This window comes from Kitasatospora paranensis, from assembly GCF_039544005.1.
Classification (GTDB): Bacteria; Actinomycetota; Actinomycetes; order Streptomycetales; family Streptomycetaceae; genus Kitasatospora; species Kitasatospora paranensis.
In genome coordinates, this window is the sequence record NZ_BAABKV010000001.1 from 3,609,316 (window position 1) to 3,621,849 (window position 12,534).

Sequence of the window (12,534 nt, forward strand, 5' to 3'; positions counted from 1 at the left end):
GGGGCCCGCGACACGCCGGGCCCCGGCCCGGAGCGAGAGCTGCGGCGGGCGTCAGCCGGCGGTACGGAGGTTGGCCTCCACCCAGCTGACCACCGACTGGGTGGGCGTGCCCGGGGTGAAGATGTCGGCCACGCCGAGCTCCTTGAGCTGGGCGATGTCCGCGTCCGGGATGATCCCGCCGCAGAAGACCTTGATGTCCTCCGCGTCGCGCTCCCGCAGGAGCTCGATCACCTTGGCGCAGAGCGTCATGTGCGCCCCGGAGAGGATCGACAGGCCGATGCCGTCGGCGTCCTCCTGGATCGCCGTGTCGACGATCTGCTCCGGGGTCTGGTGCAGGCCGGTGTAGATGACCTCCATACCGGCATCGCGCAGCGCGCGTGCGATCACCTTGGCGCCGCGGTCGTGGCCGTCCAGCCCCGGCTTGGCGACCACCACACGGATCGGCCCTGACACACCCATCACTGCCTCCTGGACCACGTCGTCCACCACCCGGCTGACCTGGTCGGGCACGGGCGCGGTGTTAACACCTTCTAACAAACCTGAGGGGAGAGTAGCGCCACCTGGGCCGATCGGCGGTTACGCCCGTCAAGAGGAGGGGAAAATCACAGAGCTGCCTGTCAGCCCACCCCTGGTACCAGACCATCCGTCACCCCCGCGCCGGCCGGCCCGGGGGCCCCGCGCCGCACTGCCGGGGAGAGCCGCATGACGATCCCGTTCCAGCGGACGGCCGCCACCGTCCGCGGGGCGGGCGCGGAAGCCGCCGCGCTCGCCCACCACCTGGTCCGTTATCCCACCGGAATCCCGTCCGAGCACCGGCCGCGCCGCTGCCCGGACCGGCCCGTGCCGCCCGACGTGCACCCGGGCGGCGGCCCCGTTCTGCTGCTGCACGGCTTCGTCGACAACCGGGCCGTCTTCACGCCGCTGCGCCGCGCCCTGCACCGGCACGGCTGGACGCATCTGCACGCCCTCAACCACTCGCCGCTGACCGGGGACGTACGGGCCGCCGCCGTCCTGCTCGCCCGGCACGTCGAGTGGGCGGCGCGGGCGCACGACGGCGCCCCGGTCGCCCTGGTCGGCCACAGCCTCGGCGGCCTCATCGCCCGCTACTACGTGCAGCGCCTCGGCGGCCACGCCCTGGTGCCGGTGGTGATCACGCTGGCCACTCCGCACGCGGGTACCACCGCCGCGCTGCTGCCGAATCCCTTCCCGATCACCCGTCAGTTGCGGCCGGGCAGCGACCTGCTGGCCGAGCTCGGCCGACCCGCACCCCGGTGCACCACCCGGTTCACCTGTCTGCAGGGCGAGTTGGACGAGGTCGTCCGGCCCCGCCGGAACGCCCGGCTGGACCATCCGGACCTCGCCGCGGTCAACCTGACCGTCCCCGGGGCCGGCCACATCGGCCTGCCCGCACACCCCCGGACTGTCGCCGCCGTCCGCGAGGAGCTCGACCGGTGGGCCGCCGGACCGCTGACGGAACGCCACGCCTGCTGAAATGCACTGTTTCGGCCGACTCCTGATCAAGCACTACAGTCTCGACCGCTTTCTCCCCATGCTCCCGATTCCGAGGAGGCGGCACCGAGATGACCGCCGACAACAGCAGCGCCGAACGCACCAGGCTCCACCCCGCCCGGCTCCCCGGGCCCGCTTCCACCGTGCCCGCGGGCAGCACCGCGACCCGAGCCGGACGGCACTCGCCCGCTGGGGACGGGGCCGCGGCCCCGCCGCCGGCACGGGCACGGGCGCGGGGACCGCCACGGGCGCGAGCACCGGCACGGGCACGGGCACCGGCACGGGCACGGGCACCGGCTCGAACACGGGCACCGGCACGGGTGGAGGGACCCGCGCCGCTCTCCTGACGGTCGCCCTGCCCTCGGCGGCCACGCTCGGGGTCTTCGCCGCCGCCGCGGCCGCCGTCCCCACCCGGACGGCCCCGCGCCCGGCACTCCCGCCGGCCCCGACCGGAGTACCGGACATCCCGCCCCGGTCTCCTGTCCCCGCCCCTGCACCTGCACCTGCACCTGCCCCCGCCTCGGCCGTCGCCATCGGCACAGCCGCGCCCGACCCGGCGGCCCCCCAGGAGCAGGGCGTCCAGGAGCAGCGCGACCAGGAGCAGGGTGTCCAGGAGCAGCGCGACGAGGCGACAAGCTCCCAGGACGCGGGCGCCCAGGCGCAGAACGCCGCGGAGGCGGCCCGCTCCCGGTACTGCCTCCCGGTGGCCGCGCACGGCATCGGCGCGGGGTTCGGCCGGGCCGGCGCGGACTGGGCGGCCCGGCACACCGGCATCGACTTCCCGGTCGCCACCGGCACCGAAGTGCACGCCGTCACCGACGGCACCGTCGCCACCGGCTGGACGCCCGCCTACGGCTACCTGGCGATCGTGCGGGCCCCCGACGGCACGGAGACCTGGTACGCGCACCTGAGCGGGTACCGCGTCCACCCCGGCCCGGTGCGGGCCGGGGACGTCATCGCCACCTCGGGCGCCACCGGCAACGCGACCGGGCCGCACCTGCACGTCGAGGTGCGGCCCGCCGGCGGAGGGCCCGTCGACCCGCTGCCCTGGCTGCTCGCGCACGGCCTCGACCCGCGCTGACCGGCGCACCGGTCAGCAGGGCCGGCCCCCGTCAAGAGGACCGGCGCACCGGGCAGCGACGGTCGGAGCGGCAGCCGTCAGAGCTTCTCGACCGGCGCGTAGCGCAGCAGCAGCTGCTTGCGGCCGGTCGACCCGAAGTCGATGGTGGCCTGCGCCTTGTCGCCGACGCCCTGGGTGGCGACCACCGTGCCCAGGCCGAAGGTGTCGTGGGTGACCCGGTCGCCCACCGCCAGGGCGACCACCTCGCGGTCGGTCACCTTGCGCGCGGTCTTCGCCCAGCCGGGTGCGGGCGCCGTCGTGGTGGAGCGCCCGGAGGAGCCCGACCCGTACGACCGCGAGGACCCGGACGAGCCGGACGAGCCCGGCGAGAACCCGCGGGAGGCGGGCACCGCGGCCGCCCCGGTGCGCTTCCACTCGACCAGCGGCTCCGGGATCTCCTCCAGGAAGCGCGAGGCCGGGTTGTAGGAGGGCTGCCCCCAGGCGCTGCGCAGCACCGAGCGGGTCAGGTACAGCCGCTGCCGGGCCCGGGTCAGGCCGACGTAGGCGAGGCGGCGCTCCTCCTCCAGTTCCTTGACCTGGTTGAGGGCCCGCATGTGCGGGAAGATGCCGTCCTCCATGCCGGTGAGGAAGACCACCGGGAACTCCAGGCCCTTGGCGGTGTGCAGGGTCATCATCGTGATGACGCCCTGACCCTCCTCGTCGTCCGGGATCTGGTCGGAGTCGGCGACCAGGGCGACACGCTCCAGGAAGTCGGCGAGCGAGCCGACCGGCGGTGCGCCCTCGGCGTCCTCGCCCTCAGGGCGCTCCCCCGGGTCCTTCTCGTACTCCAGGGCGACGGAGGCGAGCTCCTGGAGGTTCTCGATCCGGGTCTCGTCCTGCGGGTCGGTGGAGGCCTGGAGTTCGGCGAGGTACCCGGTCTCCTCCAGCACCGCCTCCAGCACCGCGGCGGGGCCGGCGCCGGACTCGACGACCTGGCGCAGCCCGGCCATCAGGGTGTTGAACTTCTTCACCGCATTGGCGGAGCGCGCGGCCATGCCGTACGCCTCGTCGACCCGCTGGAGCGCCTGCGGGAAGCTGATCCGCTCGCGGGCGGAGAGCGCGTCGATCATGGCCTCGGCGCGGTCGCCGATGCCGCGCTTGGGCACGTTGAGGATCCGGCGCAGCGGCACGGTGTCCTCGGGGTTGGACAGGACGCGCAGGTAGGCCAGGATGTCCCGGACCTCCTTGCGCTCGTAGAAGCGGACACCGCCGACGACCTTGTACGGCAGGCCGACCCGGATGAAGACCTCTTCGAAGACGCGGGACTGCGCGTTGGTGCGGTAGAAGATCGCGACGTCGCCGGGCCGGGCGTGGCCCTTGTCGGTGAGCCGGTCGATCTCGTCGGCGATGAACTGGGCCTCGCCGTGCTCGTCGTCGGCGACGTAGCCGACCACCCGCTCGCCCTGGTCGCCGGCCGTCCAGAGGTTCTTCTTGCGGCGGTTGGTGTTGCGCTCGATGACCGCGTTGGCGGCGCTGAGGATGGTCTGCGTGGAGCGGTAGTTCTGCTCCAGCAGGATCGTCGTCGCGTTCGGGTAGTCCTCCTCGAACTGGAGGATGTTGCGGATCGTCGCGCCGCGGAAGGCGTAGATCGACTGGTCGGCGTCACCGACCACGCAGAGCTCGGCCGGGGAGATCTGGGCGAGCCGGGCGGCCGTCGGGTTCACGAAGTCGCCGTCGGCGGTCATCTTCGGGGCGTCGCCCAGCGAGCCGCCGGACAGCTCCTGACCAGGGTGTACTGGGCGTGGTTGGTGTCCTGGTACTCGTCGACCAGGATGTGCCGGAAGCGCCGCCGGTAGTGCTCGGCGACGTCCGGGAACGCCTGGAGCAGGTTGACGGTGGTCATGATGATGTCGTCGAAGTCCAGCGCGTTGGCCTCGCGCAGGCGCCGCTGGTAGAGGGCGTACGCCTCGGCCAGCTTCTTCTCCGTCGGGTTGGCGGCCTGGTCGGCGTAGGTCTCCTCGTCGATGAGCTCGTTCTTGAGATTGCTGACCTTGGCCGTGAAGGACTTCGGCGGGAACTGCTTGGGGTCGAGGTCCAGGTCGCGGCAGACCAGGCCCATCAGGCGCTGCGAGTCGGCCGAGTCGTAGATGGAGAACGACGAGGTGAACCCGAGCAGCTTCGACTCGCGGCGCAGGATCCGCACGCAGGCGCTGTGGAAGGTGGAGACCCACATCGCCCGGGCCCGCGGGCCGACGAGCTCCTCGACGCGCTCGCGCATCTCGCCGGCGGCCTTGTTGGTGAAGGTGATCGCCAGGATCTCGCCGGGCTGCACGCCGCGCGCGCCGAGCAGGTACGCGATCCGGTGGGTCAGCACCCGGGTCTTGCCCGAGCCGGCGCCGGCCACGATCAGCAGCGGCGAGCCGTGGTGGACGACGGCCTCGCGCTGCGGCTCGTTCATGCCGGCCAGCAGCTGCTCCGGGTCGATCGCCGGGCGCGGCGCGCCATTGCGGTACCAGCCGTCGGGCTCGGGCCGCGCGGTGTAGTCCGTCGCGAAGAGCCCGTCGGGGATGGCCTCCTCGTACGGCGGCTCCTCGTCCAGCGGGGGCTCGTCGTGGGCGGGGCTCGACCCGAGCGAGGGGCTCTCGAAGCCGGGGAGCGGGAGGTCGTCAAAGAGGCTAGTCATGGCATTCCGAGTGTATGACCCGGTACCGACGGACCGGACCGGGTGCGCGGAGTCGATCACCGGGCCCGGGCGCCGACGCACCGGGGCCTCCCCCGACAGGGCCTTCCGGCCCGGCTCGGTTTCACCGGCCTTTCCCCCGGCAGGGGATTCGGCGACATATGCGGATTCGGCTCGATTCCACGCACAGTCCGCACCGGAGAGAAGCGATGGAGAATGGCTGTCGAGTCTTGGAAATACCCGGATCGGCCCCGCTCCACCTGCGCTCATGCCCGTTCCGCGGCTTTTCGGTGCTGCCATTAGGGACAAGAACGGACAAGCCGACAATGCCGCTTGACCCGTCTTCACCAACCCTGCATCGTTCCTGACCGAACGCCTGCGCGAATGACCGGCAGGCCCACGGGAGGGAACACACCGAAGTCATGTCCAAGACATCGCCGAGACGCGCCGCGAGGCCGTCCCGACGCACCGGGGGACTGTTCGGGCGCACCGCGATCGCCGCGACGACCGCGCTCGGGCTCACCATTCTTTCCGCACCGGCGGTCTGGGCGGCCACGCCGACCCCGACACCCTCCGACAGCGCGCCGGGCACCCAGCAGCCGGTCGTGTCGGAGACGGCGACGGCCGTCCGTGCCGCACTGGAGCAGGCGAAGGCCGGCGGCCGGCCGGTCGTCGTCGACAGCCTGACCACCGAGACGTCGCAGACCTTCGCCGACCCGGACGGTCACAGCCTCTACAGCGACAGTCACACGCAGGACGTGCGCACCAAGCGCAACGGCACCTGGCAGACCCTCGACACCACCCTGCGGGCCAACGGCGACGGGACCGTCACCCCGGCCGTCACCAGTGCCGGTCTGGTGCTGTCCGGCGGCGGCAAGGGCCCGCTGGCCACCATCACCACGGCCGACGGCAAGAAGCTGGCCGTGACAGCGCCCTTCGCCCTGCCGAAGCCGGTGCTCGACGGCTCCACCGCGACCTACCCGTCCGTCCTGCCGGACGTCGACCTCCAGGTCACCGCCCGCCCCGACGGCGGCTGGCGTGACGTGATCGTCGTCAAGACCGCTCAGGCGGCCGCCGACCCGCGGCTGAAGAGCCTGCACTTCCCGGTGGCGACCACCGGTCTGAAGATCGGCTCCGACACGGCCGGCAACGTGTCTCTCACGGACGACAAGGGCAAGGTCCGGGTGCACGCACCCACGCCCTTCCAGTGGGACTCCACCCCGGCCGTTCCGCCGGTCCCGCTCGTGGCGAACGCCAAGCCGGCCGCCAAGTCGCTCTTCGCGGCTCCGCGGGCGGTCGCGGCCGAGGCCGCGGCCGACACCTCCTCCGCAGCCCAGCCGGGCCAGGGCGCCGCCGTTTCGGCGATGGCCGTCACCGCGACCGCCGACGAGCTGGTGCTCACGCCGGACCAGCGCACGTTCGGCAAGGGCACCGGGCCCTGGTACCTCGACCCGGAGACCGGAGTCGACGCGCCCCGGCAGGTCAACGCCCAGGTCCAGGAGAACCACCCCGACACGCAGAACGTCAACACCCTGAGCGCCCTCGGCGTCGGCTACTGCGGCTACTCGGACTGCTCCGGCTACGGCCGGTACCGGGCCTACTACCAGCTCGGCGTCCCGTCCCAGCTGTTCGGCGACAGCTCGCGCGGCACCGCCCAGATCACCCGGGCCACGCTGCTCGTCGACGCCACCGACGCCTCGGCGCCGGGCACCAGCTCGCCGATCAGCCTGTACTCGACCCCCTTGATGGGCGGCACCACCAGCTGGAACAGCCAGCCGTGCGGCACCGGCGGCGTCATGTCCGGCTGCACCAAGGTCGGCACCTTCCCGATCACCGGTACCGGCACCATGTCGTACGACGTGAAGTCGTGGGCCCAGACGCTGGCCAACGGGAAGAACCCGAACTGGACGGTCGGCTTCGCCGCCGACAACGAGAACGAGAAGCTCTACCGCCACCACCTGAGCGCCGACCCGCACATCGCGATCTACTACGACGTCGCGCCGACGATCTGGAGCACCCGCACGACGCCGCAGCCGGGCTCCACGGACGGCAGCATCCCCGCCGCCGACTGTCCTGGATCGTCCACGCCGGGCTGGATCGGCAAGAACCAGTCCGTCGGGGTCCACGCCTCCACCTGGTCGCCGATCGGCACGGGTGTGACGACGTACTTCCACGTGTGGGACACCGCGCCGACCAGCACCACGTTCGACCTCGCCGGCAACACCGGCGCCCTGAGCGGCTACAACCCCGACACGTCCATCCTCGCGAACACCGGCAAGGCGGCGGACGGCAGCGTCGTCACCCTCCAGGACGGCCACACCTACCAGTGGGAGGCCCAGGCCTACGACGGCTGGCTCTCCTCCCAGGTCACCGACCGCTGCTACTTCAAGATCGACCAGACTCCGCCGTCGGTCACCGTCACCTCCGCCGACTTCCCGGCCAGCGGCACCCTGAACGCCACCCCCAAGCTCAAGGTCAACCAGCAGGGCACCTTCACCGTGGCCGCCGCCGACGCGGCACCGGCCACGGGCCTCGCCGCCTCCGGCGTCGCCTGCACCCGGTGGTCCGACGACCCGACCCCGGTGACCGGATGGACCTGCGCCTCCGATCCGCACGTCGTGGCGGGCACCGGCGGCACCTTCACCTACACCCCGACCCGCTGGGGCACCAACACCCTCTTCCTCCAGTCCATGGACGTGGCCGGCAACTACAGCCAGCCCCTGCCCTACACCTTCTACGCGCCGTTCGACCCGGCCACCGGCGCCCCGGTCCCGGGCGACCTCACCGGGGACGGCCGGGGCGACATCCTCCTGCCCGACCCCGCCGGCAACCTCCGCGTGATGACGACGGACAATGACCCGACGACCGCCAAGGCGGCCCCGCTCGGCCTCGCCCCGGTCGGCAGCACATGGAAGGACGTGCAGACCACCCACCGCGGTGCGCTGCGCTCGATGGGCGTGGACGACGCGTTCGCCTGGACGAACCTCACCGGCACCCTCGCCAAGAACCTCTACCTCTACGCCAACCAGGGCGGCGGCACCTTCGACTCCGCCACTGCCCTGTCCAAGCCGACGAGCTGGGTGGGCGTGGACGGCAGCACCCTGCAGACCGCGCCGTCCGGATGGTCGACCGACTGGTCCACGGTCAGCCAGATCCTGGCGCTCGGTCCGCTCAAGGCACCCCTCGGCCAAGGCTTCGGCATGCCCAGCACGGACCAGACCTCCCTGCTCGCGGTCGAGGGCGGCAACCTGTGGCTGTACCGCGCCGACACCACGGACAGCCTCGACGCCGGCGCGGTGAAGGTCTCCGCCACCGGCACCTGGGGCAACTACGACCTCATCGCGCCCGGATCGGCCTCGGGATTCGCCCAGCCGACCCTCTGGAGCCGCAGCAAGAGCGACGGGAAGATCCGCTCGTACACCATCAAGACCAAGGCCGACGGAACACTGGACCTGACCGCCCTGGCAGACCCTGCCGCCGGCACGGTGATCCTCACGGGCATCACCACCGGCAGCTACCCGCAGGTGAGCTCCAGCGGTGACGCCAACAATGACGGCGTCCCGGACCTCTGGGCGATCGATGCCCGTCAGCACCTCCAGCTGTGGCCCGGCACCCTCACCAACAACGCGGTCCAGGGCTTCGGCACCGTCAGCGACCAGGGCGACACCCGGCCCACCGTCGACCGGCTCCCGCTCACCGGCGCCGCCAACGGCGTGGTCGCGGACGTCTACGGCAAGTACCCGGCCAAGGCCAGCGGCACGGTGACGTTCGCCGCCGACACCGTCAACGGAACCGCCACCACCGTGGCCAAGTTCGCGGGCGACGCCGCCAGCGGCGTGATCGACTACGCCGGCCAGACGAGCCAGCTGACCGTGAGCACCGGAAGGTCGTTCACGATCAGCGCCTGGCTCAAGCCCAACGCGGCCCAGGGCTACGCACTCAGCACCAAGGCCGCCGTATCGAGCGGTTTGGCGATCTGGCCCGACCAGGACGGCACCTGGCACTTCGGACTGTCGAAGTCCGACACCAGCACCCGCTCCTTCGACGAGACCTCGTCGAAGAGCAGCAACGCGGCCCGCTACCAGACGGGCCGGTGGGACAAGGTCACCGCCGCCTACAACGCGTCGACCGGCGTCATGACCCTCTACGTCAACGGCGCGCTGGCCGGAACCGCCGTCCACAGCGGCAAGTTCGGCGTGGTCGGACAGCTGGTCGTCGGCAAGTACCAGAACGCCGGCGCCTACACCGCGCCGTTCAACGGCAGCGTCAGCGACGTCGCCGTCTACGACTACGGCACCGACGCGGGCAGCACCACCGGTGAGATCACCTCGGACTACGCCGGCAAGTGCGTCGACGTCAACAACGGTGTCTCGGCGAACGGTCGGCCGGTCGAGATCTGGGACTGCAACAACTCGGCCGCCCAGCTGTTCACCGCTCAGCCGAACGGCACCGTCAAGTTCCTGGACAGGTGCCTGGACGCCTACAACAACGGCACCGCGAACGGCACCCTGGTCCAGCTCTTCGACTGCTCGGGCAACGCCAACCAGCAGTGGGTCTTCCGCCCGGACGGCTCGATCCTCAACCCGGTCTCCGGCCGCTGCCTGGACCTCCCCAACAGCAACGTCACCAACGGAACCCAGCTGCAGCTCTACGACTGCAACCAGACCGGCGCCCAGCGCTGGCGCTCGGTGGCGGTTGTGGCCTGACACGGATCGATCCCTGCCGGTGATCCAGGCTGTGAATGGTGTGTGTCCCGCCGTCGCCGACGGCGGGACACACACCTCCAGCAGAAGCTCACCAAGATCACTGCCAAGGGCGTCCGCACCTGGCTCAACCAGCTTCGCGCCACCTGCCAGTGCTGCGCACGCGACATCGATGCAGGCCGCAGCCTCTCCCCGCTGACCTTCGCTTACATTCACTCCGTGCTGAAGTCGGCTCTGGAGCAAGCGATACGGGAGGAGGAGATCCCACGCAACGGCGCCCGCAACGTCCGTACAGGCACACTCCGGCCCCACCGTTTCGAGCCCCTCACCGCCGACGAGGCGCGCGCCTTCCTCACCGCCGCAGAGGGCCACTGGCTGCACACACTGTTCGAACTCGCCCTTCACGCCGGGCTTTGCAAGGGTGAACTCCTCGGCCTGCGCCGGGAAGACCTCGACCTCGACAACGGCACCGCCAGCATCCGCCGCACCCTCCAGCGCACCAGCACCGGCGGCCTGATCACCCTCCCCACCAAGACCCTCAGCTCCGAACGCCGTATCGCTCTGCCCACGCCCTGCCTGCGCTCACTTCGCGCCCACCGCGAGCAGCAGGGGCAGGAGCGGGAGAAGGCTGGCGGGAGCTGGAAGGAGAGTGGTCACGTCTTCACCCGGTCCGACGGCCACCCGATCGAACCCGCCACTCTCACCCGGCACTTCAAGGCACTCCTCCGCCGAGCAGGATTCCGTCAGATCCGTTTCCATGACCTCCGACACTCGACCTCGACGCTTCTCCTGGAGCAGGGCGTCGAACTCGTCGTCATCAAGGAGCTGTTGGGCCATGCCCACATCGGCGTGACCGCCACCGTGTACGCACACGTCCGCCTTCGCCTCCAGCGTGACGCCATCGACCTCCTGAGCCGCACGCTCGGCCAGCGCTCTGGGGCCACCGCCGAGCCCGACGACGGCGACGACCCGCCGCCTTGTGCAGCACCTGTCCGCTGACGTTGCCGTCAGCTACTGCCGTCAAGGGCACGTCGAAGCCCCCTCCGAACAGGCCGGAGGGGGCTTCAAAATTCCCAACTACTTCGTATAGAATTGGTTAACTTGCGTCGCCATATTCAATTCGAAGCCAGGGAATGCAAGCCATTAAAGAATCACCTTGGCGGCCTGGCCAGGCAAGCCAGGATGCGCTTCATGTCTGCATCGACAAGAATCGTCGCGCGCCATTCACCTACAACGACTGACAGCAGTCCGACCGGGAGCGCCATGCCCTCAAGAGAAGAAAAGAAGAGCTCCCAGCCGACTCGCGACTCTCGAAATTCGTCTATCGACTCAAATCTGTGCCTATAGACATCGAGCACCTCATTTGCCGGAGGGAAAGTAACCTCAACCAGCCTGTCGGACTCTGATGCCATGGCGAGAGTCAGGCGGCTCGCTTCCTCTGGCAATGCCCCAGGTGGGGATGCCGACAGCAACTCCATGAGGCGGCCGATAGATACCGATTGAGTCATCGCATTCCCCTCCATGCCGGAGACGCATCTCCGGTCATGGTCCCTTCGATCAGCACCTCGAACTCACCTCTGAGACCGCGTTTGAGATCTGCCGTGCCGTGGGGCCGGCGGGGTCGTTGAGCTCTGTGTGAGTGGTTCTGGGGGTGGGTATCCGTCGGACCTGGCGGACGAGCAGTGGGCGCTGGTGGAACCGTTGCTGCCGCCGGCGCGGGTAGGCCCGAAGGGCGGTCGGCGGGAGAAGCACCCGCGGCGGCGGATCGTGGACGCGATCTTCTACGTGGTGCGGACCGGCTGTGCCTGGCGGCAGCTGCCAAAGGACTTCCCGCCCTGGCCGACCGTGTACTGGTACTTCACCTGGTGGCACGACGACGGCACCGTCGAACGCATCCACGACGCCCTGCGAGGCCAGGTCCGTGAAGCCGACGGCCGCGACGTGGAGCCGAGCGCGGGCCTGATCGACTCGCAGTCCGTCTGCACCGCCGACACCGTCCCCGCTGCCACCAGGGGCTTCGACGCAGGCGAGAAGGTGAAGGGCCGCAAGCGGTTCATCGTCACCGATACCCTCGGCCTGCTCCTGGCCGTCCACGTCGTCGCGGCGAGCATCCAGGACCGCGACGGCGCGAAGCGGCCGTTGCTGTGGACCAGGCTCGACCACCCCGGTGTCAAGAAGGTCTGGGCCGACCAGGGCTTCGCCGGCCGCCTGGTCGACTGGACCACCCAGATCCTCGGCCGCGACCTGGAGGTCGTCCGCAAGGACCCTGACCAGCGCGGCTTCCAGGTCCAGCCCAAGCGGTGGGCGGTAGAGCGCACCTTCTCCTGGATCACCGCGCACCGGCGCCTCGCCCGGGACTACGAGACCAGCCCCGCCCACTCCGAGACGATGATTCGATGGGCCATGATCGGCGTCATGGTCCGCCGACTCACCCGGGGCCGTGCCGCGACGCGCCCCGGCCCACGACCGCTCGTCCGGCAGTCCTCGTAGTGAGCCCGCCGACCCCTCGCCGGCGGCAGCTGCTGTCGCCGAGCTACCGAGCCAGGAACCCCTCAACTTCGCGTTTCAGGGCCGGCGGCACA

Annotated in this window: 5 protein-coding genes and 2 pseudogenes; 5 read left to right on the forward strand and 2 right to left on the reverse strand. The window is 70.8% G+C overall.

Translation table 11 applies throughout. The features are described from left to right. Positions 1 to 51 precede the first annotated feature (51 nt). Positions 52 to 459: a coenzyme B12-dependent isobutyryl CoA mutase small subunit gene (gene icmB / locus ABEB13_RS17345; protein WP_100892793.1), complete on the reverse strand. Its 408-nt coding sequence runs from the start codon at positions 457 to 459 to the stop codon at positions 52 to 54. A 243-nt stretch (positions 460 to 702) separates the two neighbouring features. Between icmB and ABEB13_RS17350 the strand changes: the two genes are divergently transcribed. Then, positions 703 to 1,491, forward strand: coding sequence for an esterase/lipase family protein (locus ABEB13_RS17350; protein ID WP_345706244.1), 789 nt, complete (start codon positions 703 to 705; stop codon positions 1,489 to 1,491). Position 1,492: 1 nt separating this feature from the next. Beyond that, complete coding sequence (locus ABEB13_RS17355) at positions 1,493 to 2,590, forward strand: M23 family metallopeptidase (protein ID WP_345706245.1); 1,098 nt, start codon at positions 1,493 to 1,495, stop codon at positions 2,588 to 2,590. A 77-nt stretch (positions 2,591 to 2,667) separates the two neighbouring features. Here ABEB13_RS17355 and pcrA read toward each other — a convergent pair. Beyond that, positions 2,668 to 5,252, reverse strand: a pseudogene (pcrA, locus tag ABEB13_RS17360) (DNA helicase PcrA). Positions 5,253 to 5,671: 419 nt separating this feature from the next. Here pcrA and ABEB13_RS17365 point away from each other — a divergent pair. The 3 genes and pseudogenes from ABEB13_RS17365 to ABEB13_RS17375 all read left to right on the forward strand — a co-directional run bounded on the left by ABEB13_RS17365 (position 5,672) and on the right by ABEB13_RS17375 (position 12,442). Continuing rightward, positions 5,672 to 9,955, forward strand: a complete 4,284-nt coding sequence (locus ABEB13_RS17365) for a ricin-type beta-trefoil lectin domain protein (RefSeq protein ID WP_345706246.1) — start codon at positions 5,672 to 5,674, stop codon at positions 9,953 to 9,955. 78 nt (positions 9,956 to 10,033) lie between these two features. After that, positions 10,034 to 10,951, forward strand: a pseudogene (locus ABEB13_RS17370) (tyrosine-type recombinase/integrase); the annotation flags it as partial. Positions 10,952 to 11,548: 597 nt separating this feature from the next. Beyond that, positions 11,549 to 12,442: an IS5 family transposase gene (locus tag ABEB13_RS17375; RefSeq protein WP_380231448.1), complete on the forward strand. Its 894-nt coding sequence runs from the start codon at positions 11,549 to 11,551 to the stop codon at positions 12,440 to 12,442. The last annotated feature ends 92 nt before the right edge of the window (positions 12,443 to 12,534 follow it).